Here is a 24,856-nt window from a genome sequence, read left to right as displayed (position 1 = left end):
CGGGGCTCATTCAACTACAACGGCGCGCGCAGGGAGCCGCCCGTGCGCGGGTTCCGCACGGGCGCGGCGGGGCGCGACGGGGTGTGGGGGGGTGGAACCGTCGCGCCCCGCCGGCCGGGCCGGCGCCGGGACCGGGGCCGTGGACGGAGGCGCCGCGGTCGGGACCGGCCGGGGAGGGGCTGCCTGCTCGGGCCGGGGGCCCGGGGGCGTCAGCCCGCGAACGCCTTGCTGAACTCGTCGGCCTGCTGGTCGATGCTGGAACACGTCGGGTCCGCCTGGTCCTTGGGGCCACCCGGGCAGGCCTTGTCGCGGGTGCCGGACCACATGGAGACCCAGCCCATGCCGTTCTTGTCGGCGAAGGCCTTGACCTCCTTGGCGTCCTCGGGCTTGAAGACCTCGACGTTGACGTCGTTGACGCCGATCATCGGGGTGATGGCCAGGGCCTGCCACGCCTTGGCGTCGTCGAGGCCGAGCGCCGAGGCGACCTGCTTGTGCGTGGCGGTGGCGGCCTGGGTGGCGTACTCACCCATGTCGCCGTCGTAGGAGGGGCCGTAGTCCATGGCCATGATGTTGACGGCCGAGACCTTCACCCCGTTGGACTGGGCGTTCTTCAGCAGCGCCTCGCCGGGCTGGGTCAGCCCCTCGGGCATCACGGGCAGCGTGTAGGAGACGTCCAGGTCCTGGTGGCTCTTCTGGAGCGCGGCGACGGCCTGGGCGCGCCGCTCGTTGGCCTGGGTGTCGGGGAGCGCGGCACCCTCGATGTCCAGGTCGATCTTTTTCAGGTCGAAGGCGTCGATGACCTTGCCGTAGGCGTCGGCGAGCTGGTCGGCCGAGTCGCAGGCCAGGCCGAGTTCGGAGCCGTTGGCGCCGCCGAAGGAGACGCGGACGTCGCCGCCCTTGGCCCGCAGGTCGGATATCTGCTGGGCGACCGGGTTGTCCTTCAGCTCCTGGGTGCCGCCCCACTTGGGGGCGCACTGGCCGTCGGCGCTGGTGACGAAGGCCAGGTTGTACTCCTTGACCCCGGTCTTCTCGGCGCTGTCCAGCAGGTCGTAGGAGGGCTGGAGCGAGGTGTCCACGTACGGCGCGAAGGGGGTGCCGCCCGCCTGGGGCGCTGCCGCCTGCTCCTCGCCGGCGGTCGCGTTGCCCGCGAGCGCGAAGCCGCCGCCCGCGACGAGGACCGCCGCGGCGGCGCCCGTGATCAGCTTGGTCGTGCGGTGGGTGCGGCGGCGGTGGCCGGCTGTGTTCGTCATGGCGTGAAGCCCTGCCTCGGTTCGTGGGGGACGGGAACGGCGAGCACGCTACTGACCGTGAATCGGGCGAATGCCGCGTTGCGGACGGAGGGCGGTGCCCCTTAGGGCGCGCTTAAGGCCGCGGAAAGGGCTCCATCAGGACCGGCGGTTCAGGGCGGCGCGGCAGGGGCGGAGGGCCTGCGCGGCCCGGATTGCTCCGAACGCCGCACACCGCACACCCTCCGACGAGTGACGGGCGGGCGACGGTCGGAAAGTCACAACGACCGGGCCGGGCCCCCTGTGCGTGGATGGGTCCCAAGCGCAAGTTGTCTGTCTCCTGAAAGAAGAAACACCATGCTTCGTTCCGTGACCACGGCCGCTTTCGCCGCCGCCCTCGTCCTGGGCGGTGCCTCCGCCGCGTTCGCCGACGCCGGTGCCCAGGGTGGTGCCGCCAAGTCGCCGGGCGTCCTCAGCGGCAACGTCGTCCAGGTTCCGGTCCAGGTCGGGGCCAACGTCTGCGGCAACAGCATCGACGTCATCGGGCTGCTGAACCCCGCCGCGGGCAACGCCTGCGCCAACAAGTAAGCGCCCACGCACCGGCGCTCCGCACAGCGCCGCCGGGTCCGGTCCGTTCCCACGGGCCGGACCCGGCGGCGTTTTCGCAGCACTGCGACATGACAGCCACGGCAGCCCGCGACCAGGGCAGGCCCGCAGCCAGGGGGTACGGGCCGGCCGCCGGTCTCCCCTGCGCCCTCCCGCGGCGGCGGCGCCCGTCCTCGGGCGAGCCCTCCGTATCGGGCCGGGCGGCGGCGCCGGCCCGCTTGCCGGCTCAGCTCCGGCGGGCGAGGTGGGCGCGCCGGGAGCGGCGGCGCAGCCGGTGCCCGGCGCGGCGGGTGCCGCGGGAGCCGGCGCCGCTCTCGCGCAGCGCGAGCCACACCCGCACCTCCGTACCGCCGAGCACCGAGCGGCCGAGCCGTACGTCCCCGCCGGTGGACTCGGCGACGCGACGCACGATGTCCAGGCCGAGGCCGGTGGAGCCCGGGCCGCCGTCGCCGTGGCCGCGGCGCAGCGCCTCGCCCGGGTCCGGGATGCCGGGTCCGGCGTCGGAGACCAGCAGGATGACGGCCTCGACCGACCCGCCGGCGGGGCCGCCGCTGTGCAGGTCTACGGCGAAGGCGGTGCCCTCCGGGGTGTGCCGGAAGACGTTCCCGAGCAGCGCGTCGACGGCGGCGGCCAGCTCCGCCCTGGCGACCGGCACCCGCACCGGCCGCTCCGTCCCGGCGACCCGCGCCTCGCGCCCCTCGTCCTCGGCCAGCGCCGACCAGAAGGCCATCCGCTCCCGGACGACCTCGGCCGCGTCGCAGGCGGCGGCGTGCCCGCCGCCCGGAGCCGCGCCCTGCTGCTCCCGGGCGGTGCGGATGACGGTGTCGACCTCGCGTTCCAACTGGGCCACGGCCGCCCGGGTCTGTTCGGCGGTGTCGCCCTCGCCGAGCGAGGCCGCGTTGAGCCGGAGCACGGTCAGCGGGGTGCGCAGCCGGTGGGAGAGGTCGGCGGCCAGCTCCCGCTCGTTGGCCAGGAGTTGGACGACCTGGTCGGCCATGGAGTTGAAGGCGGTGGCGGCCGACCGCAGCTCCGTGGGGCCCTCCTCGGGCACCCGCACGTCGAGCTGTCCCTCGCCCAGGTCGTGCGCGGCGCCGGCGAGCCGTTCGGCGGGCCGCACCATGCGGGTGCCGAGCCGGTCGGCGACGGCGACCGAACCGACGACCAGAGCGAGACCGACCCCGGCGAGCACCATCCAGGAGGTGGCGACCCCGTGGGTGACCTCACCGTCCGGGACGAAGATCTCCACGACCGCGGTGCCGCCGCTCACCGCGGTGGGCCGCAGCAGTGCGTAGCCGCCGGCGGCCTCGACGGTGGCGGCCCGCCCGTGCTGCCGGGCCGCGGCCACCTGCGCAGGGCGGGCGCGACCGTGGCCGACCCGTACCGGGCCCGGCCGGTCGGTGCCGCCGGTTGCCGACGCGCCGCGCCCCGCGGCGGGCGCCGGTACGTCGAGGGCGATGCGCCCCTCCGCGCCCGCCTGGGTGATGGCGACGGCGCGCTGGAGCTGGCGGCGGTCGCGGGTGATGGCCAGGGCGGGGCCGAGGGCGGAGGCCTGACGTTCGGCGTTCGCGAAGGCCCGCTCGCGTGCGGTCTCCTTGACGACGAGGCCCAGCGGGACGGCGAAGGCCACCACCACCATCGCCGTCACGGCGAGGCAGACCTTCACCAGGGCCCACCTCACGCGGGCCCGCTCCCCTCCGCGGGCGGCGGGGGCGCGGGGGCGGGCGGTTCCAGTTTGACGCCTACGCCGCGCAAGGTGTGCAGATAGCGCGGCCTGGCGGCGGTCTCCCCCAACTTCCGCCGCAGCCATGACAAGTGGACGTCGATGGTCTGGTCGTCCCCGTACGAGAGCTGCCACACCTCGGACAGCAGTTCCTTGCGCGGGACGACGACGCCCGGCCGCCGGGCCAGGAACGCCAGCAGGTCGAACTCCCGGCGCGTCAGATCGAGCAGTGCGCCCTCCAGTTCGGCCATCCGGCGCAGCGGGTCGATGGCCAGGCCGCCCACCCGGATCACCGTGTCGCCGGAGGCGTCGCCGCCGGGCTCGCCGGTGCGCGTACGGCGCAGCACGGCGGCCATCCGGGCCGACAGGTGCGCGACGGAGAACGGCTTGACCAGGTAGTCGTCCGCGCCCGCGTTGAGCAGTCGGACGATCTCGGTCTCGTCGTCGCGCGCCGTGGCGATGATCACCGGCACGTCGGTGACGCCGCGCAGCATCTTCAGTGCCTCCGCACCGTCCAGATCCGGCAGCCCCAGGTCGAGGACGACCACGTCGAAGCCGACCTGCGCGACCTCCCGCAGTGCCTCCAGCGCCGTACCGACGCTGCGCACGGTGTGGGCGGCCTCGGTCAGGTGCCGGATGAGGGCGGAGCGTACGAACTGGTCGTCCTCGACCACGAGCACTCGTGCCATGGGCGGAACCGTACGGCATCGCGGCGGGCCTTAAGGTGACGGGGATGACGGGGACGACGGGGACGAAGGGAACGCAGCGCACCGGACGACTCCGCAGGCCGCGCGGGGCGCACGCCCTCGCGTGGACACTCGCCACCGGCGCCGCCACCACCCTGTCCTGGTTCGGCGTGCACACCGTGCTGGACGGCACCCCCTACGACCCGCCGCGCGCGCTGCCCGTCTCCCACGGACCCGACCCCGGTGCACAGCCGCGGGCCTCCTCCACCCACCGGCCCAGGCCGCGCACCCCCTCCCCCTCGCCGTCCCTCTCCCGCAAGCCGGACCACACACCGCGCCGCACCCCTTCCAGGACCCCGCGGCCCACCACGCCACCGCCCGCCTCGGAAAGCGGCGCCACCGGGCAGGTGGAGGGGGCGACCGTGCACGGTGGCCGCGCCGTCTTCGACATGGGCGCCGACTCCGCGACGCTGGTGTCCGCGACGCCCGAGCCGGGCTGGGAGATGAAGGTGTGGCACGCCCAGGGCTACATCAGGGTGACCTTCACCGACGGCTCCGCCTCCTCGTCGGTCTTCTGCCGCTGGGACGACGGGCAGCCCCGCATCGAGACCTTCGCCGGCTGACGCCGCCGGGCCGGGGCACCGGCCTCGGAGAACATCGGTGCAGCGGCTGACGCCAAGCCGGTGATCATGACATCCAGCACACGTGGCAGGCGGGGCGGAGCCGAATGTGGCGGCCACCGGCAGCGCCTCGCGCTCCGAGGGTGTTCGGGCTGTTTCAAGATCCTCGGCTACAGCTTCGACGCCGGTTCCACGACTTGGCCGACCAGCGGCTCCGGCAAGCCTCAGGCCCCCTGCGGACCCGGACCGCCGCTGCGCTCGTCCTCCTCTGCACGCAACCCTTCGCCTGCATCGTTCGCCTCACGGTCGACGATGTCTTCGACGGCGGGGCCACCAGCGCCGTGCGGCTGGGAGATCCGCCGCCCCCGCCGCCGGAGTCCATCGCTGACCTCATGCGGGCCTGCATCCGCTCTTGTCGGCACCTGCCCTACGCCGGCAGCAGAAGCTCACGGTGGCTCTTCTCCGGCCGTCGGCCCGGCCGGCCGATGAACCCGGTCAGCCTCCGAGGCCACCTGCGAACGATCGGCGTCCCGCCACAGCGCGGCAGGACCTCCGCGAGCCGCCAACTCGTCCTCCAGGCCCCGGCCCCCGTCATCGCGAAGGCCCTCGGTCACCACGACAAGACAGCCACCGGCCTGGTCACCGAAGCCGTAGGCACCTGGAGCCGATACGCCCCCTGCCACCGCACACGGTGACACCAGGCACGGCCTCAGCGAGGAACACGCGCTACCTCACCATGCGAGCCCTCCAGTCCGAGGCCGGGTACGGGACCGTGTCCTGGCACCCACCGGTCAGCCGAACGTGCCTTCGGGAGGGGTGGGAGAGGCCTTCGCCGTTTCGTCGGTGACCGCCCGTGCCCCGCCGGTGAACGCGTCCAGCGAGCGGCCCGCCTCCACCCGCCCCGGATGCGGGTCCCCCGCGACGCGCCGGGTCAGCTCGGCGACCGGCAGGGGGCGATCGGCGGCCAGCAGCACGCTGTTGCCGAACCGCCGACCCCGCAGCACCGCCGGGTCGGCGGCCAGACACCGCTCCGGGAAGACGGCCGCGGCGGTCGCGATCTGGGAGCGCAGGTGGCTCAGCGGCGGGCCGTCGGCGATGTTGGCCACGTACCAGCCGTCGGGCCGCAGTACGCGGCGCACCTCGTTCAGGAACGCGGTGCTGGTGAGGTGGGCGGGGGTGCGCGCACCGCTGAAGGCGTCGGCGACGACCAGGTCCGCCCACCCCGGCGGCAGCTTGCCCAGCCCCTCGCGGGCGTCCCCGGCCCGCACGCGGATCCGCCACTCCTTGGGCACCGGGAGGTGGGCGCGCACCAGGCCGGTCAGCTCCTGGTCCACCTCCAGGACCTGCTGGGTGGAGCGGGGTCGGGTGGCGGCCAGGTAGCGGGCCAGCGTGAGGGCGCCGCCGCCCAGGTGGAGGGCGTGCACCGGGCGGCCCGGCAGGGCGAGGAGGTCCACGAGGTGGCCGATCCTGCGCTGGTACTCGAAGGCGAGGTGGGTGGGGTCGTCGAGGTCGACGTGCGACTGGGGCGCACCGTCCAGCAGCAGGGACCACGCCCGGGGACGGTCGGGGTCCGGCACCAGTGAGGCGGTGCCGGAGGTGACGGGTGCGACGACGGTCTCCCGCCCTCGTCGCCGCTCGCCCCGTGCCATGTCACCCAGTATCCGGCACGGCTGCGGCCACCGTCCCGGGCACCCCCGCCGCGCTCTCGACTCCCCTCGCCGACCTCTTCCCGGGCTGTGCGATTTCTTTGCGGATTCCGCCTTCCCGGCACTCGGAAAAAGCGGGAACAACCACCGTTCGTTTCACTCACTCGGATGGTTCCGCGTGCGGTCCCGGGTCGCGGGAGAACCGATTCGCCTCCGCTCCGACAAGGGCGAGGCAGACCGCCACGACCAGCGTAAATATCATACCAAGAACATGGAATTATTGATTCCCCTCATTCTCGGATCGATTCTTTTGCTGTCGCCCGAAAAGCGGGTGAACGGCCACGCGGGCCGCGTGACACAAGGAAAGGGAACACGCGCATGACGATTCGGAATTCACTGGCCGTGCTCGGCGCCGGCGTACTGCTCGCACTCGGAGCCGGCGGGGCGACGGCCCCCGCGGCGTCGGCATCGGCGCCCGCCGCAGTCGCGGACTCGCAGGTGGCGGCGAGCGCCCACTACGCGGCCAAGGACACCCGCACAGGCCGTACGAAGCACGGCCATGCGGCCCGCGAGGGCCGCGCCGGGAAGTCCGCCCCGGCCAAGGCCGCCTCGCTGCGCTGCTGGAACCCCTACCTCTCGGGGCGGACCTTCGCCGTCTCCTGCTCCGGGCGGGCCTACCGGGTCTTCGTCGACTGCTCGAACCGGGTCCGCTACGTCACTCCGGCGCTCTCCGGCTCGAAGCGGGTCACCATGACCTGTCCGGGCGGCACCCGGGCGGTCCGGGGCGGCGCCTACGGCCGCTGACCCCGCGGCACCACCTCGACCACGCGCCGCGAGCCACGGTTCACACCCGGCTCGCGGCCTCGATGGTGCGCGCGGCCTCGCCCAGCGCGGCCCGCAGCTCGGCGGGTTCGGTGGCGTGCGCGTAGGCGACCGAGGGCGGCACCAGCCATCCGGTACCGGCCACCGGCGGTTCACCGGTGGGCGGCGCGGCGACGCGGGGCCCGTACGCGTACGTCTGGGTACAGGCGCTGCCCGGAAGGTCCCAGCAGTCCGCCGTCCCCGGCGGGACGAGGAAGCCGAGGGTGTCGCCGGAGCGGTCGTGCAGCACGGGACCGACCCCGTCCCGCAGCCGGAGGATGTCCACGGCCTCCAGACCGTGCCGAGCGGGCACGGTCACCAGGTCGCAGGGCTCGGACACCGGTCCGGCGCCAGGAGTGCCGTTGCCTCCACCACTGTCCAACAACTCAGACCCCTCCTCGCGGTCGGTGTGCATGGTCCAACGGCTGTCCTCGTCAACAGCTACGGCAGCGAACCAGCGCATTGGATGGCACTTCATGGCAGAAGCCGGGTGAGATATCCGGTTTGTAGCCAAACCCTCGGTGCCGGGCCCGTCACAGCCGGTACGTTTCCGCCATGGCGTCGTCACCCTCAACGTCACCCCGACCGCAGCACGCTCCCAACACCGCGTTCAGGGCACTGAGGGGGCATCTCTCCCCCGGGGAGTTCGCGGCGAACGTGCGCCGCTCGGCGCGGGAGATCGGTGAACAGGTCTCGTGCGACGCGCGGTACATCGGCCGCGTCGAGTCGGGCGAGATCCGGTGCCCCAACTACGCCTACGAGCGGGTGTTCCTGCACATGTTCCCCGGCTGTTCGCTGGCGGACATGGGCTTCGCACCCCGGGAGTCGGTACGCGGTCGCGCGGCGCGCGCTCAAGGGGCGCACGCCGAACGGGAAGCGCCCCTTCGGTCCACCGCGCGCTGCGGTGATTCCGTCCCCGGCTCCCTCCCCCCGCACCCCGACCACCCCGACAGCCCCGGTCTCATCGCATTCCCCAACTGTCCCGAGTACGACGAGGAGAGCGACGTGCTACGTCGCGCTTTCATGACGGGCGGCCCCGCCGCCCTCGCCGCCGCCTCCCTCGGCGGGGCCGCCCCCCACGCCTGGTCCGCCGACCGCTCCGCACCCCCAGTCCCCACCCCCGCCTGTGCCGGCGAGGCCGAGGCGAGCGCCGTCGAGGCCGCCGTACGGCAGATCCGGCTGCTGGACGACCGGCACGGCGGCGCGGGGCTCTACCACCGGGCCGCCGCACCGCTGCGCACCGCCTACGACCTGCTGGACGCCGGAGCCCGCAGCCGGTCGGTGGCCGAGCGGCTGCACACCGGCGCGGGCGAACTCGCCATCTCCGTCGGCTGGCTGGCCCACGACTCCGGCCACTACGCGGACGCCCGCTCCCACTACGCGGAAGCCCTGGCCACCGCCCGGGTCGCCGGCGACCCGGCGCTGGAGGCACACGCCTTCTGCAACACCGCCTTCCTCGCCCGCGACGCGGACCGCCCCCGCGAGGCCGTCCGCGCCGCGCAGGCCGGCCGCCAGGCGGCCAAGGAACTGGGCTCGCCCCACCTGCTGTCGCTCCTCGCCCTGCGTGAGGCCGGCGGCTGGGCCGGGCTGGGCGACCGCACCAACTGCGGGCAGGCGCTCGCGCTGGCCCACCGGCTGTTCGCGCGGGGCAGCCGCGACGGCGACCCGGAGTGGATGAGCTTCTTCGGCGAGGCCGAACTGGAAGGGCTGGAGGCCCAGTGCTGGTCGGCCCTGGGCGAGTGGGACCGCGCCGCCGACCACGCCGAGCGGGCCGTACGCCTCCAGAAGCCGCACTTCACGCGCAACCGCGCCCTGTTCACGGCCGAGTTGGCGGGCGATCTGGCAGCCCGCGGTGAGGTGGACGAGGCGGCGGCGGCCGGCGCGCAGGCCCTGGACTTCCTCGGGCCCGTCCAGTCGACGCGGATCAACTCCATGCTCCAGGCGACCGCCCACCGGCTCCGCCCCCATGGCGCGCAACCGCTGGTGGCGGAGTTCCTCACCCGCCAGGCGGGAGCCGCCTGACCCGCCGGGCCGGATCAGTCCAGGTGACCGGTGTCGTTCCAGCGTTCGAGGGCCGGGTCGCCGTAGGCCCAGCCGAGGACCGACAGCGAGGCGGGATCCAGCTTCAGGCGGGCCGCGAAGGAGGGGTCGTAACCGAGCCAGCGGGCGCCCAGCACGCGCAGGATGTGCCCGTGGGCGAAGACCAGCACGTCGCGGTCGGCCGAGCGCGCCCAGCGGACCACCTCGTCGGCGCGCTCCCCGACCTCGGCCAGGGTCTCGCCGCCGGTGACACCGTCCCGCCAGATGAACCAGTCGTCGCCCGCGCGCTCCCGGATCCGGTCGGGGGTGAGGCCCTCGTAGTCGCCGTAGTCCCACTCCATCAGCGCGTCCCAGCGCGGGGCGCCGCCGAACCCGGCCAGCTCGCAGGTCTCGCGGGCCCGCGAGAGGGGGCTGGTGCGCACCTCCGCGCCGGGCAGCCCGTGCCAGGGCGCCCGGTGCAGCCGCTCACCCAGCAGCTTCGCCGCCCGGCGGCCCTCGTCCAGCAGCGGGACGTCCGTCCTGCCGGTGTGCTGGCCGGTCACCGACCACTCGGTCTGACCGTGCCGGACGAGGAGGATGCGCGCTGCCATGGGAGCCTCTCGGACGTGACGTGCGGGGTGTCCGGCCCGCCCGGACACGGGGTCCGGGCACCCGGAACGCGGCTTCCCGACTGTCCGGAAACCGCTCCCTCCATCTTCGCGCAACCCCCCACCGGACCGCCCGGCGGGGCGCCGCACCAGGCGGTTCGCAGCACCGCCCCCACCTGCGGGGCACGCCTGTCCACGAGGGCACCCACCGCGGGGTACGTCTGACGCCGGGGCAAGGGCGCTGTCATCGTCCGCCAGAAACGGACCGGAAACGGAAGGCGCCCTCGGATTCCGTCCAGGAGGTACGCGGTGCGGCGGCCGTCATCCCTCCGGGGAGGTCGCTTGCCGTGCTGGAGGGCGAGGGCGTTGTCGACGACGCGTGCGTGGAGATCGTCAGCCGTGAACTCTGGCCGTAGCGCCCCGGAAGTCCGCGCCGCTGCGGTGAGCTCTTCGTTGGCCCGGCTTCCGACCCGGCAGATCTCCATGAGCTGCTCCACGTGCGGACAGGTCTGCAACATCGCTCAGCCGCAGGACGGTCCCGTCCTGTACACCGACCGTGCCGACATCGCCGAGGCCACTGCGGTCGTCCTCGCCGACGACCCCTCCATCGACGGCCCGATCACCCTCACCGCGCCGACGGCCGTCACCTTCGACGACCTCGCCAAGATCGCCTCAGACCTCACCGATCGCGCCGTCAAGCGCATCGTCCTGGACGACGACCAGTGGGTCGCCGACCAGGTCACGATCGGTGTGCCGGAGCAGATGGCCCGACGCGTGCTCACCTGGTACCAGGCAGCCCGCACGGGCCACTTCGCCGAAACCGATCCGCTGCTGACCGCACTTCTCGGCCGAGAGCCCCGCACCGCCGCTGACCGACTCGCGGCCCGCATCGCCACCTGAAGCCGAGCTTCTTCCCGGTCACCTGGTCGTTGATCCGGGCAAACCCCCCGCTGCCTGGGCGGTCTCAGCGGACTCCAAGGTCGTGCGCACCCACCTGCACGCGGCGGGAGCCCGTGCAAAGGGGGCCACCGACGAGCCACACGACCACGCCACCGGCCGGTCCCGCGGCGGACCGACCACGAGAATCCACCTCGCCGCAGATGCCGGTCGTCGCCCTCCTGCGTTCGTTCTCACCACCGGACAGGCCGACGACGCACCCGCCTGCACCGACGTCGCGACCCGCGTGCGTGTTCCCCGAGAGACGCGTGCGTGTTTCCCCCAGAGAGTGGCCGTCCGTGCACCGAGCCGGACGTTGGTCCGGCGGACACGGCGGCCTCCTCCCGAGCGATCCGCGAGTACCTGCGCGAGCGCGGCACCCGCGCAGTGCTCCCCGTCCCCGACGACCGGCACGGAGACCGACCACGACGAGGAAGACGCGGCGGCAGACCACCGGCCCTCGACCCCGCCGCCTACAAGCAGCGCAACACCGTCGAACGGCGCATCAGCCGTCTGAAGCAGTGGCGAGGCGTCGTCAGCCGCTACGAGAAGGCCGCCACCGTCCACCTGACCGGGCTCCACATCGTCGGCATCCTCCTCCGGTCTGCTGAATGATCCGAACGCAACTGCCTGGGCGGCCCGAGCAGGTGCCTGCCCGGCGGTCCGGACACCCAGTCCGGCGGGGCGGGTCGGGAGGCCGTCCCGGCGTGTGGCAAGCCGCACCCTGCGGGGCGGGCCGACGGCCGGGGGCGCCTGCCCGCAGAGGCACACGCCGCCTGCGGGGGGGTGGTTGTCAGGGGTGGATGCGAGACTTCGGCGGGTACCGCACCCTTCCCCCGAGGCCACAGCCGATGACTTCCTCCTCGCTCCCGAAGCAGACCCCGCCGCCCGGGCGGTCCGCACCGGCCGGGCGGGCCGCCTCGCCGCGGCGGCTGGCCGAACTGCGCGGCGGTCCCGACGTGCCGCAGCGGCACCTCGACGCGCGGGCCCTGGCCGCGCTGGCCGCCAACCCGGGGTGCCGGCGCCGTGCGCTGCTGGACGGCGCCGGCGTCGACAAGGCCGCGGTGGCGCAGGCGCTGGGGTCGCCCGCCCCGTTCGGGCAGTCGCAGTTCGCGCTCGTGCGCGGCAACGTGTTCGAGGCGCGGGTGAAGGCGGACGGCGGCGAGGTACTGCTCGCCCTGCTGTGCGGACAGGTGGCCGAGACGCCCCCCGAGCCGGAGCAGGTCACAGTTCCCGACCTGGCCGCCGACGGCCCCGCCGGGCGCGCCGAACGCACCAGGCTGGCGCTGGCGGAGGTGGAGCACGGCCACTGGGCGCTGCTCGACCATCCGCTGCTGTCCCTGGAGGTGGCGGGCTCGACGGCGTATCTGGAGCCGGACGCGCTGGTGGTGCACCCGGACGGCTCGCTCAGCATCATCGAGATCAAGTCGTTCCCGATCCTGGACGGTGCCGCCGACCCGGTGAAGGCCGGCGCCGCCGCACGCCAGGCGGCGGTCTACGCGCTGGCGCTGGAGGAGGGGCCCCGCACGGTGCGGGAGAACGCGCTGCTGGTGTGTCCGAAGGACTTCTCCAACCTGCCGGCCGCCGGGCTGCTCCCGCTGCGCAAGCAGGTCGCCGCCACCCGGCGCCAGATCGGGCGGCTGACCCGGCTGGAGGAGATCGCCGCCGAGCTGCCCGAGGGGGTGCACTTCGCCCCCACGCAGGAGCCCGGCGAGCTGACGGCAGCCGTCGAGTCGGTGCCGGCGGCGTACGCACCGGAGTGCCTGTCCGCCTGCGAGCTGGCCTTCCACTGCCGGGAGCGGGCCCGCGGCGCGGAGTCCGTGGTGGCGCTGGGCCGCTCGGTGCGGGGCGAGCTGGGCGGGCTGGCGACGGTGCCGGACGTCCTGGCGGCCGCCTCGGGCGACCCGGACGGTGCCTCGGCCCGGGACCCGGCGGCCACCATGCTGCGGCGGGCGGCGGCGCTGCGCGCGGAGGCGCTGGAGAGCGCGGCCGCACGGCGGTCCGCCGCCGTGGACGCGGAGGTGGGCTGATGTCGCTGATGCACGCGCTGGCGCGGATGGAGGCCGCCGCATGCGGGCACGCCCGTCCCGTGGCCACCGTGCGCCACCGGCACCTGACCGGCCGCCCGCTGGTGCTCGTCCCGCTGACGACGGCCGGTGAGAACGGCGCGCCGCTGGGGGTGATGCTGGGCACCGACCCGGCGGCGCCGACGGTCTTCACCGTCGCCCAGCCGCGCGACCGCGACCTGCGGTTCGCCTTCCTCGGCCGGCTGGCCGAGGTGGTGCTGCCCCACCTGGAGTCCTGTCAGGACGAGGTGGAGCTGGTGGAGCGCAAGGAGACCGACCCGGAGACCGGCAAGCGGGTCACCGTCGAGGCCGAGCTGTGCACCGACGCTCCGCAGGTACTGGTGCCCACAGGTCCCGGTGTGGACTTCGTACGGCTGCTGGGGCGCTCCATGCGGTTCCGGCGCACCGCTGAGGAGGAGCCGGACGCCGAGCATCCGGCGCCGCCCCGGGTGCCGCTGCTGGGCCGCTGGCTCACCCACTACGGGGAGCGCGCCCGGGTGCCGGGCTCCTCGCTGCTGCTGTCGATGACGGGCCTGCTGAGCCGGCACTGGGCCACGGGTCAGAGCCAGTTGGAGGACCAGCATCTGGGGGCGCTGCTGGCGTGGCTGGCACCACCCGAGGGGCTCACAGGGGCCGAGGCGGCGCTCCGTGCGGAGCTGGGCCGGGACGAACGGGGCCAGTTGCTGGTGCCGCCTGCCGGTCCCGCCACGGACCCGACGTTCGACAACAAGCTGCTGGCTCCGGCGCTGGCCCGCTACGACCGGGGTGTGCCCGGCGCCGAGCAGGCGGTGCACGAGTTGGTGACGACCCAGCTGCGGCCCACCTGGGAGGCGATGTGGCAGGGCGTGGAGCTGCTGCACACGCTGCCCGAGGCCGCGCACGTGCCCGACAGGTGGCGGCGCGACCGGCAGTCCTACACCCACCACCGGGACCGGTTGCGGGCCGCCGAACCGCCCCAGCCGCGCCGCGACGACGCGGTCACCGCGGCACGCAAGCTGGCCATGCGCGAGCAGCGGCAGGCCGAGCTGGAGGCGCAGGAGGCGCTGGACGACCCGCTGGTGATGGCCGTACGGCGGCTGGCCGGCGAGGCGTTCTCGGCGGAGGTCCTGGAGGTGGAGATGGCGTACTCGGACGGCAAGCGCCCCTCGCCCCGCCCCCTGGTGACAGTGCACACCCACGACGTACCGCTGCTGTCCGACGGGGACAAGCTGCACCGCATGCTGCCGGAGGGCGGGCAGCAGCGGGCCGAGCTGGTGGAGATGGCCGGGCCGGGGGAGTTCGTGCTGCGGCTGGTGAACGGGATGGGGCGGGGCAAGGAGCCGGCGCCCGGGACCGTGCCGGAGAAGGGCGACTTGCTGTGCTGGACGCTGTTCGAGCACGCGCCGCGCGGCGGTCCCGGCCTGCCCGAACCGGAGGAGACCCCCTGGACCCACGGCGGCCCGCCCGGTGAACCGCACGCGGAGCGGCCCGATCCGGTGACCTCGGAGGACGTACTGTGACGACGCTCGTGGAACCGCCGGGGGCCGCCGCGTCCCCGGCGCAGGCCGCCGCGGCGGCCACGGAGGCCATCCTGGCCGACGCCGTGGACGGCACCCACCGGGGCGTGGTGGTGAACTCGCCGCCCGGCGCCGGCAAGTCCACCCTGGTGGTGCGCGCGGCCCGTGAACTGGCCGCCGCGGGGCACCCGCTGATGGTCATCGCGCAGACGAACGCCCAGGTGGACGACCTGGTGGACCGGCTGGCGAGCGCCGACCCCGCGCTGCCGGTCGGCCGGCTGCACAGCAGCGAGCCCAGGCCCTACGACCCGATGCTGGACCGCCACCGGTCGGTGCGCACCTCCGCGAAGCCCGCGAACCTGGCCGGGCTGGAGGTCGTCGTCTCCACGGCCGCCAAGTGGGCCTGGGTCTCGGCCGAGGAGCCGTGGCGGCACGCCATCGTGGACGAGGCGTACCAGATGCGCTCCGACGCCCTGCTCGCGGTGGCCTCCCTCTTCGAGCGGGCGCTGTTCGTGGGCGACCCGGGGCAGCTCGACCCGTTCAGCCAGGTGGGCGCCGACCAGTGGGCGGGGCAGGCGCACGATCCGTCGGCCAGCGCCGTGAGCACTCTGCTGGCACACAACCCCGGGCTGCCCCAGCACCGGCTGCCGGTCTCGTGGCGGCTGCCGCACTCGGCGGCGGAGCTGGTCTCCCGGGCCTTCTACCCGTACACGCCGTTCCGCAGCGGCACGGGGCCGGGGGCGCGTCGGCTCGCCTTCACCGCGCCCGCCGACGGCTCGCCGCTGGACGCGGTGCTGGACGAGGCGGCTTCGGCGGGATGGGGCCTGCTGGAGCTGCCGGCGGCCCGTACGCCGCGTACCGACCCGGAGGCCGTGGCGGCCGTGGCCCGTCTGGTGCACCGCCTGCTGGAGCGGGAGGGGCGCACCCACGGGGAACGGGACGCGACGGACGGGCCGGGGGCCGTGCTCAGCGCGGAGCGGATCGCGGTGGGCACCGCGCACCGGGACCAGGCGGCGGCGGTCCGCGCGGCGCTGGCGAAGCCGACGGGTACAGCAGGTTCGGCTCGTGGAGACGGTACGCGGAGCGCGGACGCCGCGAGGGACGCGACCCGGGTCACCGTGGACACGGCCAACCGGCTCCAGGGCCGGGAGTTCGACGTCACGGTCGTCCTCCACCCGCTGTCGGGGCGGCCCGACGCCACCGACTTCCACCTGGAGACCGGGCGGCTGTGCGTGCTGGCCTCCCGGCACCGGCACGCCTGCGTGGTGGTGTGCCGGGCGGGCGTGGCCGAGCTGCTGGACGAGCACCCGGCGACCGAGCCCGTCCAGCTCGGTGCCGCCTCCCCGGCCCCGGACGGCTGGGAGGCCCACCAGGCGGTGCTCTCCCACCTGGCGGACCACCGGGTGTCTTTGGCCTGACGCCCGCACTTCACGGCCTTCCGCGACCCGTGCGGCCTCGGGGGTGCCGGGCGCACAATGGAGGGCGGCCCACGACCTTGGAGGTATGTACACATGTCTGAGCCGCGCTCGGCTCCGGACCCTTCGCGCTCCTCCGCCGGGGGGAGCGGCGGCGGCCCGCAGTACCGCCGCCCCGCACCGCTGTTGTTCGAACCGTCCGACGCGGCGCCCGATGACGAGCACTTCTTCGGGCTGGAGTCGCTGACCGACCCCAAGGAGCTGCTGGACCGCTCCACCGAGCTCGTCCACGCGTTCCGTGCGGCGGCCGACCGCGCGCAGGAGTACCAGGCCAGCGCCGCGGCGCAGCTCGCAGACCCGCAGCACTTCGACAAGCTGCCCGACGCGGCCATCGCCGACCGCGGCGGGTGGACCGAGGAGTACGCGCGCAAGATGATCGAGTTCGGTCAGGATCTGCTCAAGGACCGGGTGCCCGGCACCGAGCCCCCGCCCCAAAGCTAGGAGCACCCCGCCCGAGGCGGGGAGAGCGTGCAGGTGGGAGGGGTGGCGACGGTGCAATTATCGATTTCCGGTTCACCGGATCGGGGTGTTAAGGTCTACGACGTCAGCAGGCGCCGCTAGCTCAGTTGGTTAGAGCAGCTGACTCTTAATCAGCGGGTCCGGGGTTCGAGTCCCTGGCGGCGCACGGACAGGTGAAGGCCCTCCGCGGGAGCGGGGGGCCTTCGTCGTGTGCGCACCACGCCTGCCGGCGTCAGGGCTGCTCAGCCCCGCGAGATGCGGATGTCCCAGTCCCCTTCGGCGGTCCGGCCGGTGACCTCGACGCGGACGGCCTCCTGCGGATCGGACCAGCTCTCCCCCATGCCCAAGGGTGCGTCGGCGAGGCGGCTGTGCACGGAGGCCCCCTGGCAGCCGGAGGTGGCCGGGTGGGTGTCGACGACCTCGACGGGGCCGTGGGTCGAGGGGGCGCCGCTGTCGACCCGGTAGATCAGCAGGCCCTCGCTGCACGCCTCGCTGTCGTTGCCCCGGCGTTCGCGGACCTCCATGGCCAGGGCGCGGTTCTCGCCGGTGCGCAGGACGACGAGCCGGGTGCCGTCGGGGTCGGCAGGGCGCCGGGAGGACGCAGCCAGCGGCCGCACCGTGTAGCGGGCCTGCGGGGGCGCTCCCCCGGTGGCGGGCACGCAGGCGACAGCGGACCGTTCCAGCCAGCCCAGCTTCCACTTCTCCCACCCGAACGGTTCCGGCGCGAGTCCGAACTGGCTGCCCATCAGGTCCCAGTCGCCGACCCGGGTGTCCCAGTCCGCCTTGCCGTCGGCGGGGCGTTCGTAGAGGTCGGGCAGGTCGAAGAGGTGGCCGGTCTCGTGTGCGAGGACGTTGCGGTCGGGCGGGTGCCGCTCGAACACCGTGACGAGCCGGTCGAGGTCTGTTCCGTCCGCGACGATCGGCTCATCGAGATTGACCACTTTCGTCGCATCGGAGTCCACACCGGGGGCGTCCGGGTCCGCGACGAGGTAGACGACGTCGTAGCGGGCGAGGTCGACGTGCGGGTCCGCCGCGCGCACGGCGTCCTGGAGGTAGGAACTGCGCAGGTCAGCGTCCCAGTCGCGCTGGATGCCGTAGGCGGAGGCGGGCTTGGGCATCCGGATCCAGTGGTCGACGGGGTGCGGCCGCAACCGGAACTTCCCGTAACTCGCCCGCAGGAAGAAGTCCGATGTGGCCGGGAAATGGTCATTCACAAGCTCTCGAGGGGTGGCCATGGGGGTCGCATCGGGGAAAGAGAGAAAGAGAAGGGCCGCATCGAGCGACCCTTCGGGGCGCGGATAGGAGGCGTTCCAGGTGTCCAACCCCAACGAGTGGTGCGCGTCGGTGCGCGGCAGAGCGCACGGCGTCTGCGCTGCAACGGCCCGTACCGGTCCGGCGGCCAGCCCGACCCCCATGAAGGCCGTCAACGCCATGACGACGGCCCCCACCCGGTGCCGGGCACCCGGACCCAGGCGGTCGGCCCGTACCCCGGAGCGGTTGCGGGCAGACCGTTTCACACCCCCGGGTACCGACGCAGGCGCCACGTGGAGACCTCACCGGAAAAGGAACGGCGGACCCTCCCCACCCTCCCGCCCGCTGTCCGGTTATGCACCGTTTCGGTAGACCGGTCGAGTCAACCGCAGTATGACTACTCTTCGTAATGCCCGGTCGTTAGCGGTCAGGGCGCTGGCAGCACTGGCGCAGAAACGGTCAGCCTCGCGCTCACACCCGTTCCCCGGCCGTGCCGGCGACCGGCGGCGGCAGCCGAAACACTGGCTCCGCTTGTGCGCCAACCTCTATGATCGGCACATTTCCAGCGCGGATCCTCCCCTGGGCGGCCTACGGGCAGCCGGCCGAACCGATCCGCACGAGACGAGCCCCCCGCGGAGCGATCGGTGAACGGACCCCTCGAAGGACCGGGCAAAGACTCCGGCGAAGCCCTCGTAACGCAACCCCAGACCATCACGGAAAGTAGCCACAAGCGCTGGCGGCGGCGCGCACACAACGGGCACCACGAGAGCGACTTCCGGGCTGCCTTCCAGGCGGCGCAGCTTCCGATGGCCATCGTCGACCCCCACGGCCGTGTGCTGACGGCCAACCGCGCGCTGGGCATCCTGCTCGGCGCCGACCCGCGCCGCCTGGTCGCGCGCCCCCTCGCCGAGCTGGCCGGCCTCGGCCTCGACGGGCGGGTCCGCAGCGCCTACCACGAGGCTCTCCAGGGCCGCGCCGACCGGATGTCGTGCACCCGCAGGCTCAAGCACGCCGACGGGCACACCCTGTGGGCCGAGATCACCGTGACGCCCACCGCGCACGGCGAGGCGCTGCTGTCCATCGCGGACATCAGCGAACGCCGCGACCTGCAGGAGCGGCTGCGCCACCTGCAGATGCACGACCCCGTCACCAGGCTGCCCAACCGCACCCTGTTCTTCGAACGGCTGGCCGGGGCGCTGGCCGACTCGGCGACCGGCCGGACCGGCCTGTGCTACCTGGACCTGGACGGGTTCAAGGCCGTCAACGACACCCTCGGCCACCGGGTCGGGGACAACCTGCTCGACGCGGTGGCCCAGCGGCTCACCCGGTGCGCCGAGTCCGGCGGTGGGGACGACGGCGGGCACCTGGTGGCCCGGCTCGGCGGCGACGAGTTCGCGCTGCTGGTCGAGTCCTCCACCGGCACCGACCAGGTGACCGCCCTCGCGCAGTCCGTCCTGGCCGCGCTGCAACGCCCCTTCGACCTGGCCGGGCAGCGCCTGTCGGTCTCCGCCAGCATCGGCGTCGTCGAACGCGAGACCGCCGGCACCACCCCCACCGAGCTGATGCAGGCCGCCGACACCACGCTGTACTGGGCCAAGGCCGACGGCAAGGCCCGCTGGACCCTCTTCGACCCGGAGCGCAACGCCCACCGCATGACCCGCCAGTCGCTGTCCTCGACCCTGCGCAGGGCGGTGGAGAGGGGCGAGTTCGTGCTGGAGTACCAGCCCATCGTCGGCTTCTCCGACGACGCGCTGCGCGGCGTGGAGGCACTGGTGCGCTGGCAGCATCCGCAGTTCGGGAAGCTGGGCCCCGACCGCTTCATCGGACTCGCCGAGGAGAACGGCGCCATCGTGCCGCTGGGCCGCTGGGTGCTCCAGGAGTCCTGCCGCCAGGCCCGGCGCTGGATGCTCCGGCATCCCGGCCCGCCGCCGTACGTGAGCGTCAACGTGGCGGTGCGCCAGGTGTGGGACAGCGACCTGGTGCGGGACGTCGCCGACATCCTCCAGGAGACCGGACTGCCCGCCCACCTGCTTCAGTTGGAGCTCACCGAGTCGGCGGTGATGGGCTCGGCCGGGCGCCCCCTCCAGGCGCTCCAGGCGCTCTCGGACATGGGCGTCCACATCGCCATCGACGACTTCGGCACCGGCTACTCCAACCTGGCCTACCTCAGCCGCCTCCCGGTCCGCGCCCTCAAACTGGACGGCACGTTCGTCCGCGGCTTCCGCACCGCACGGCACCAGAACCCGGCCGACGAGACGATCGTGACCGCCCTGGTGCAGCTGGCGCACAAGCTGGGGCTGACCGTCACCGCGGAGTGCGTGGAGGGGCCCGCACAGGCCGAACGGCTGCGCCGGATCGGCTGCGACACGGGCCAGGGATGGCACTACGCCAAGCCGATGGAGGCCGACCGGATCGCCGAGATGCTGGACCGGCCGGCCGCCTCCACGGCGTCCCAGGGCGCTGCGGCCCCCTCGGCGTTCCCGGCCGGCCGGGCTTCCTCCGGTGCGCCGGCCCCCACCGCCGGTCAGGCGTTCCGCGCCCCGCCCGCCGGGTCCTCGGGCAGCGCGTAGGCGTCGGCGATCAGTTCCAGGGAGCGGACCCGGGCCTCGGGTGAGTGCGCGTTCGCGGTGAGCATCAGCTCGTCGGCGCCGGTCCGCTTCACCAGGGCGTCCAGGCCCTCCCGCACGGCATCGGGCGTGCCGTAGGTGACGTTGCCCAGCCAGCTGTCCACGAAGTCGCGCTCCACCGCGCTGTAGGGGTGGGCCTCCGCCTCCTGCGGGGTCGGGATCAGGCCGGGCCGCCCGGTGCGCAGCCGCACCATCGACAGCGCCCCCGTCAGCACCTGGCGGTAGGCCTCCTTCTCGTCCTCCGCGGCCAGCGCGGCGGCGCCGATCAGGGCGTACGGCTCGTCCAGTACGGCGGAGGGGCGGAACGTCTCGCGGTAGAGCTCCAGGGCGGGCAGCGTGTTGGCCGCCGAGAAGTGGTGCGCGAAGGCGAACGGCAGTCCGAGCTGCCCGGCCAGCTGCGCGCTGAAACCGGACGAGCCCAGCAGCCAGACCGGCGGCCGGTGCGCCGCCGCCCGGTCGCCCTCGGCCTGGACCGGTCCCGGCACCGCGTGGATCCGCGCGTAGCGGTGGCCGTCGGGGAAGTCGTCGTCCAGGAAGCGGATCAGCTCCGCCAGCTGCTGCGGGAAGTCCTCGGCCCCCTCGCGCAGCCGCTCGGTGCGGCGCAGCGCGGCGGCGGTCGCCCCGTCGGTGCCCGGGGCGCGGCCCAGGCCCAGGTCGACGCGGCCCGGCGCCAGCGCCTCCAGTGTGCCGAACTGCTCGGCGATGACCAGCGGCGCGTGGTTGGGCAGCATCACCCCGCCGGAGCCCAGCCGCACCCGTTCGGTGTGCGCGGCCAGGTGCGCGAGGATGACCGCTGGCGACGAGCTGGCCACGCCCGGCATCGAGTGGTGCTCGGCCACCCAGTAGCGGGTGAACCCGCGGGCGTCGGCCAGCGCGGCCTGCCGCGTCGAGGCGGCCAGCGCGTCGCCCGCCGTGTAGCCCTGCCCCACGTTGACCAGGTCCAGAACGGAGAGCGGCACCGGCGCCCCGCCCCGTACCTCGCCTCGGATACCGGTGTCCCGGGACCCGTCCTGTGCCTCCTCGCCTGCCTGGCCTGCCTGGCTCACGATGGCTCGCCTTCCCTCGGTTGCTCTCCGGGCCGTTTGCGCCCGAGGGGTCAACGCGTCAGCGGGCCGCTGTCTTCCCGGCAGCCTCCGAGGGCCGCTTCCCGGTGGTCACCGGGCCCCTGCGGCACCGTCGGGGCGGTGAGGGACCCGCCAGGTCGGACGTCGGGTCGGTCCGTCGGGTCGCCTGCCGGACCGGGCCCTGCCGGACGAGGTCGGACACGGCCAGGTCCGGCAGGGCGAGGTGAGGTCCGGCACCGTCAGGTGAAGAGGGCGCCCAGGGCAGGGCACCTGGCCTTGACGTCCAGAAGGCGGAGGCCCTCCCGCGCGGTCACCTGGTTCGCCGTGAGCACGGGCTTGCCCAGCTCCGCCTCCAGGGCGGGCAGGTAGGCGGCGGTGTGCAGGGCCGTGTCGGGCAGGAGCACCGCCTGGGCCTCGGGGTGGTCGCCGCCGCGGGCCAGGGCCAGGACCTCCTCCTCACCCCAGGTGCCGACCTCGGCCGCGGTGATGATGCCGCTGCCGCGCATGGCGACGACCTCGGCGCCCGCGTCCCGCAGGAAGCCGCGGAAGAGGTCGGCGACGTCCTCCGGGTACGTGGCCGCGATGCTGACCCGTTCGACGCCGAGGTCACGGATGGCGTGGGCGAAGGCGAAGGACGTGCTGGAGGCGGGCAGGCCCGCCTGCTCCCCCAGCTCGCGGACCTGTTCTCGGGCGCCGTCCCGGCCGAAGACGAAGCTGGCGCTGGTGCAGGCCCACACGACGGCCTGGATGTCGTGGCCCTTCGCCTCCTCGACCTTGGCCGCGAGCCGCGCCGCGGAGCCCATCTCCAGGAGGGCGTCCACCCGGTGCGCGTCCTCTCCGATGTCGGTGTGCACCAGGGGCAGCCGTACCTCGGTGCCCGCCTCGGCGAGGATCCGCTCCAGCCTCGGATAGTCGTCCTCGGCCGAGTAGCCGGGGTAGAGGAACCCGACTGCCGGGGCCGGTGCCGCCTGTGCCATCAACGCCTCCTGGGAGTTCGGTGCGGTGTGCGGGTGCACGGCACCGGGGGGTGCCGTGCACGATGTTGCGTACTGAGGTGTGCGAGGTGCAGCGATGTACGAGGGGCAGCTCGCGGTGGACGGACGGTCCCCGGGGGGGGCGCTGTCGGGGCGGGCTGCTGTCGGGGCGGGCGGACCGCTCTCGGGCCGGGTTGTTGTCGGGGCGGGCCGCCGTCGGGGCCGGGCCCGAGCGAGGTGCCGGGGCCCGGTGCAGGGCTCAGGCCGGGGGCTGGGGGCCCCAGTCGTCGGGGTGGGCGGGCTGGCCGTACCCGAGCTCGCCCGGGCCCTCCAGCGGCTCGACGGGCTCGGTGCCCGCTCCCGCCAGCGCGGCCTCCGGCTCGTGCTCGACGGTCTGCTCGTCCGGTTCGACCAGGCCGTCGGTCTCATGGGCGAGCGGCTGGGTGCCGATGGAGGAGGTCATGGCGGCGGGGCCGCGCCGGGCGACGGGGTCGAGCAGCGCCTGGTAGGGGCCGACGGCCTCCTTGCCCAGGGCCCGCAGCGCGGCCCACATGGTCACCTGGTTGGCGGAGAGGACCGGCATCCGCAGCTCGGCCTCCAGCTGCGGGATCACGTCGTAGGTCGGCAGGTTGGTGCAGGAGATGAACAGTGCGTCGGGCGCGTCCACCACCGCCTCACGGGCCATGTCCACCACGTCCCGGTAGGGCACCCGCCAGATGTGCCGGGTCAGGCCCAGGTAGCAGCGGCCGCTGATGCCGATGCCGCCCTCGTCGAGGTAGTCCTCCAGCGAGTCGGTCACCGACTTGGTGTACGGGGTGACCAGGGCGATCCGCCGGGCACCGATCTCCCGCAGGGCGTCCAGAAGCGCTCCGGAGGTGGTGAGGGAGGGGAGCTCGCCGGCCTCGGCCATGGCAGCGGTCATGGCCCGCTCCCCCGCCGTGCCCCCGACGAAACTCCCCGAGGTGCAGGCGTAGGCCACCACTTCGGGGGCCACGGCGCTGAGCGCCCGTACCGCCTCACGCAGCGTCTCGTGCTCGCTGACCAGGCGGGCGAGGTCCAGGCTGACCTCTACGGGGACGAAGGGGGTGCGGGTGAGGTGCAGGGACACGTCGTCCGGCACCCAGCGCCAGAGTTCGCGGTCCAGTGCGAAGTCGAAGGGAGCGACGATTCCCACGCCGCGCTGCGGCAGCGGTCCGCCGAGGAAGGAGACGTCCATTTCGGGCCCCAAAAGAACGGAGGGGAATGGCTCATGGCCAGAAGGCCCCTGAGTCAAGGGAAGTCAAGGAACCACAAGAACTGCAAAGCCGGTCAGAAGCCGGGACGCCGGGGCAGATGTCTTTGTTGACGAAGGTAGTTTCTGCTCCCTACCGTGGTCAATCCCGCCATCTGAGGCTGGTTCCCGTCACTCGTCGGCTCACTCCTCAGCCAACCGTCCCTGCGTTTCGAAACGGTTTCCTGCCTATGTCCGAAACCTGCGTCCTTGTCCTCGACGCCGAGCCGTCGCCGCGGCTCGACCGACTGGCGGGGCGAGCACGTGTCGTCCACGCCGACGAGCAGACCCTTGCCGAGCAAATCCCTTTTGCAGACGTGCTGTTGGTCTGGGATTTCCTCTCCGACGCGGTGCGTCGGGCGTGGCCGGGCGACGGGCCGCGGCCCGGCTGGGTGCACACTCCCAGCGCCGGCGTGGACCGGCTGCTGCCGGAGCTGGCCGACGGCCGCGACACCGTCATCACGAATGCCAGAGGCGTCTTTGACCGTCCCATTGCCGAATACGTCGTCGGCCTCGTGCTAGCCATGGCCAAGGATTTCCGTGGCACCTGGGAATTGCAACGACAGAGGCGCTGGCGGCACCGGGAGACATTTCGCGTCGGCGGAACTCGGGCGACGGTCGTCGGGTCCGGACCGATCGGCCGGGAAATCGGCCGCGCACTACTGGCACTCGGTGTCGAAGTGGACCTCGTCGGCCGTACCGCACGGGACACCGACCCCGAATTCGGCCGCGTACACGCCACCGCTTCCCTCCCCCATCTGGTGGGGTACGCCGACTGGGTGGTGTGCGTGGCACCGCTGACCCCGCAGTCCGCCGGCATGTTCGACGCCGCGATGTTTGCGCGCATGAAGCCCGAAACCCACTTCGTGAACGTCGGGCGCGGCCAGCACGTGGTCGAGGACGACCTGGTGGACGCCCTGCTGGCGCACCGCATCAAGGGGGCCGCGCTGGACGTCTTCGCGGAGGAGCCGCTGCCCGCCGACAGCAGGCTGTGGGACGTGCCCGGTCTGCTCATCTCCCCCCATATGTCGGGGGACACCGTCGGCTGGCGCGACGACCTCGCCGAACAGTTCCTCGACAACTTCGACCGCTGGGAGGCGGGCCGTCCGCTCGTCAACGTCGTCGACAAGCGGCTCGGCTATGTCCCCTCCGGCTCCGCCGGAGGCTCCGCGGGTCCCAACGGCGGCCCCGCAACCAGCGCAGCCCCCGCCGGGCCCACGGCGCAGCAGCGCTGAGCCGGGCAGGC

21 protein-coding genes, 1 tRNA gene and 1 pseudogene are annotated in these 24,856 nt (G+C 73.8%); 13 read left to right on the top strand and 10 right to left on the bottom strand.

Annotation, left to right across the window (positions count from 1 at the left end; translation table 11 throughout):
• Nucleotides 1-209 precede the first annotated feature (209 nt).
• On the bottom strand, nucleotides 210-1,250 hold the full coding sequence (locus tag H297_RS0117540; protein ID WP_027738134.1) for a chitinase: 1,041 nt from the start codon (nucleotides 1,248-1,250) through the stop codon (nucleotides 210-212).
• 333 nt (nucleotides 1,251-1,583) lie between these two features.
• On the opposite strand from H297_RS0117540, the gene H297_RS0117535 reads away from it, so the two are divergent.
• Complete coding sequence (locus H297_RS0117535; protein WP_027738133.1) at nucleotides 1,584-1,814, top strand: chaplin; 231 nt, start codon at nucleotides 1,584-1,586, stop codon at nucleotides 1,812-1,814.
• 244 nt (nucleotides 1,815-2,058) lie between these two features.
• On the opposite strand, the gene H297_RS0117530 is transcribed toward H297_RS0117535, so the two are convergent.
• Nucleotides 2,059-3,510, bottom strand: a complete 1,452-nt coding sequence (locus tag H297_RS0117530; RefSeq protein ID WP_027738132.1) for a sensor histidine kinase — start codon at nucleotides 3,508-3,510, stop codon at nucleotides 2,059-2,061.
• A complete protein-coding gene (locus tag H297_RS0117525) occupies nucleotides 3,507-4,241 on the bottom strand; it encodes a response regulator transcription factor (RefSeq protein WP_027738131.1) in 735 nt (244 codons plus the stop codon). Before H297_RS0117525 ends, H297_RS0117530 begins: the two co-directional genes overlap by 4 nt.
• A 44-nt stretch (nucleotides 4,242-4,285) precedes the next feature.
• Here H297_RS0117525 and H297_RS0117520 point away from each other — a divergent pair, with 44 nt between their 5' ends.
• Nucleotides 4,286-4,861 carry a hypothetical protein gene (locus H297_RS0117520; protein ID WP_027738130.1) on the top strand — a complete coding sequence of 192 codons (576 nt, stop codon included), beginning with the start codon at nucleotides 4,286-4,288 and terminating at the stop codon, nucleotides 4,859-4,861.
• 788 nt (nucleotides 4,862-5,649) lie between these two features.
• Here the strand turns inward: H297_RS0117520 and H297_RS0117510 are convergent.
• Nucleotides 5,650-6,507: a fused MFS/spermidine synthase gene (locus H297_RS0117510; RefSeq protein ID WP_027738129.1), complete on the bottom strand. Its 858-nt coding sequence runs from the start codon at nucleotides 6,505-6,507 to the stop codon at nucleotides 5,650-5,652.
• A 375-nt stretch (nucleotides 6,508-6,882) separates the two neighbouring features.
• On the opposite strand from H297_RS0117510, the gene H297_RS0117505 reads away from it, so the two are divergent.
• Nucleotides 6,883-7,308 carry a hypothetical protein gene (locus H297_RS0117505; RefSeq protein WP_037794507.1) on the top strand — a complete coding sequence of 142 codons (426 nt, stop codon included), beginning with the start codon at nucleotides 6,883-6,885 and terminating at the stop codon, nucleotides 7,306-7,308.
• 40 nt (nucleotides 7,309-7,348) lie between these two features.
• Here the strand turns inward: H297_RS0117505 and H297_RS36870 are convergent, their stop codons facing one another.
• The gene (locus tag H297_RS36870) at nucleotides 7,349-7,780 is read right to left on the bottom strand and encodes a hypothetical protein (RefSeq protein WP_051351930.1); all 432 of its coding nucleotides are present in this window, start codon (nucleotides 7,778-7,780) and stop codon (nucleotides 7,349-7,351) included.
• 140 nt (nucleotides 7,781-7,920) lie between these two features.
• On the opposite strand from H297_RS36870, the gene H297_RS0117495 reads away from it, so the two are divergent.
• Entirely contained in the window at nucleotides 7,921-9,387 is a 1,467-nt protein-coding gene (locus H297_RS0117495) for an NsdA family TPR-like regulatory protein (protein ID WP_027738126.1), read from the top strand.
• Nucleotides 9,388-9,401: 14 nt separating this feature from the next.
• Here H297_RS0117495 and H297_RS0117490 read toward each other — a convergent pair whose 3' ends face one another.
• Nucleotides 9,402-9,995 carry a histidine phosphatase family protein gene (locus tag H297_RS0117490; RefSeq protein WP_027738125.1) on the bottom strand — a complete coding sequence of 198 codons (594 nt, stop codon included), beginning with the start codon at nucleotides 9,993-9,995 and terminating at the stop codon, nucleotides 9,402-9,404.
• Between the two features lie 480 nt (nucleotides 9,996-10,475).
• On the opposite strand from H297_RS0117490, the gene H297_RS36865 reads away from it, so the two are divergent.
• The 7 genes and pseudogenes from H297_RS36865 (at nucleotide 10,476) to H297_RS0117455 (ending at nucleotide 16,590) form a co-directional block, all read left to right on the top strand.
• Entirely contained in the window at nucleotides 10,476-10,892 is a 417-nt protein-coding gene (locus H297_RS36865) for a Rossmann-fold NAD(P)-binding domain-containing protein (RefSeq protein WP_486589548.1), read from the top strand.
• Between the two features lie 55 nt (nucleotides 10,893-10,947).
• Nucleotides 10,948-11,543 (top strand): annotated as a pseudogene (locus H297_RS44315) (IS5 family transposase); the annotation flags it as partial.
• A gap of 236 nt (nucleotides 11,544-11,779) precedes the next feature.
• Nucleotides 11,780-12,958: a hypothetical protein gene (locus H297_RS36855; RefSeq protein ID WP_064744840.1), complete on the top strand. Its 1,179-nt coding sequence runs from the start codon at nucleotides 11,780-11,782 to the stop codon at nucleotides 12,956-12,958.
• Nucleotides 12,958-14,493, top strand: a complete 1,536-nt coding sequence (locus H297_RS0117470) for a hypothetical protein (protein ID WP_027738123.1) — start codon at nucleotides 12,958-12,960, stop codon at nucleotides 14,491-14,493. The genes H297_RS36855 and H297_RS0117470 overlap by 1 nt, the downstream gene beginning before the upstream one ends.
• Nucleotides 14,490-15,908, top strand: coding sequence for an AAA family ATPase (locus H297_RS0117465; RefSeq protein WP_051351929.1), 1,419 nt, complete (start codon nucleotides 14,490-14,492; stop codon nucleotides 15,906-15,908). The genes H297_RS0117470 and H297_RS0117465 overlap by 4 nt, the downstream gene beginning before the upstream one ends.
• A 93-nt stretch (nucleotides 15,909-16,001) precedes the next feature.
• The gene (locus tag H297_RS0117460) at nucleotides 16,002-16,406 is read left to right on the top strand and encodes a hypothetical protein (protein WP_027738121.1); all 405 of its coding nucleotides are present in this window, start codon (nucleotides 16,002-16,004) and stop codon (nucleotides 16,404-16,406) included.
• A 110-nt stretch (nucleotides 16,407-16,516) separates the two neighbouring features.
• Nucleotides 16,517-16,590: transfer RNA gene (locus H297_RS0117455), tRNA-Lys, on the top strand.
• A 76-nt stretch (nucleotides 16,591-16,666) separates the two neighbouring features.
• On the opposite strand, the gene H297_RS0117450 is transcribed toward H297_RS0117455, so the two are convergent.
• On the bottom strand, nucleotides 16,667-17,857 hold the full coding sequence (locus H297_RS0117450; protein WP_051351946.1) for a M6 family metalloprotease domain-containing protein: 1,191 nt from the start codon (nucleotides 17,855-17,857) through the stop codon (nucleotides 16,667-16,669).
• 462 nt (nucleotides 17,858-18,319) lie between these two features.
• On the opposite strand from H297_RS0117450, the gene H297_RS36850 reads away from it, so the two are divergent.
• Nucleotides 18,320-20,245 (top strand): putative bifunctional diguanylate cyclase/phosphodiesterase, encoded by a 1,926-nt coding sequence (locus H297_RS36850; RefSeq protein ID WP_486589547.1) that lies wholly within the window; start codon nucleotides 18,320-18,322, stop codon nucleotides 20,243-20,245.
• Here H297_RS36850 and H297_RS0117440 read toward each other — a convergent pair.
• The 3 genes from H297_RS0117440 to H297_RS0117430 form a co-directional block, all read right to left on the bottom strand.
• Nucleotides 20,200-21,351 (bottom strand): MsnO8 family LLM class oxidoreductase, encoded by a 1,152-nt coding sequence (locus H297_RS0117440; protein WP_027738119.1) that lies wholly within the window; start codon nucleotides 21,349-21,351, stop codon nucleotides 20,200-20,202. The two genes, H297_RS36850 and H297_RS0117440, sit on opposite strands and share 46 nt — an antisense overlap.
• Nucleotides 21,352-21,605: 254 nt before the next feature.
• Nucleotides 21,606-22,343 carry an aspartate racemase/maleate isomerase family protein gene (locus tag H297_RS0117435; RefSeq protein WP_027738118.1) on the bottom strand — a complete coding sequence of 246 codons (738 nt, stop codon included), beginning with the start codon at nucleotides 22,341-22,343 and terminating at the stop codon, nucleotides 21,606-21,608.
• Nucleotides 22,344-22,599: 256 nt separating this feature from the next.
• Nucleotides 22,600-23,556: an aspartate racemase/maleate isomerase family protein gene (locus H297_RS0117430; protein ID WP_027738117.1), complete on the bottom strand. Its 957-nt coding sequence runs from the start codon at nucleotides 23,554-23,556 to the stop codon at nucleotides 22,600-22,602.
• A 245-nt stretch (nucleotides 23,557-23,801) separates the two neighbouring features.
• Here H297_RS0117430 and H297_RS36845 point away from each other — a divergent pair, with 245 nt between their 5' ends.
• Nucleotides 23,802-24,845, top strand: coding sequence for a D-2-hydroxyacid dehydrogenase (locus H297_RS36845; protein WP_486589546.1), 1,044 nt, complete (start codon nucleotides 23,802-23,804; stop codon nucleotides 24,843-24,845).
• The last annotated feature ends 11 nt before the right edge of the window (nucleotides 24,846-24,856 follow it).

Source organism: Streptomyces sp. CNT360 (genome assembly GCF_000424785.1).
Note: the sequence above shows the minus strand (reverse complement) of the source record. Positions and strands in the feature narration are given on the sequence as shown.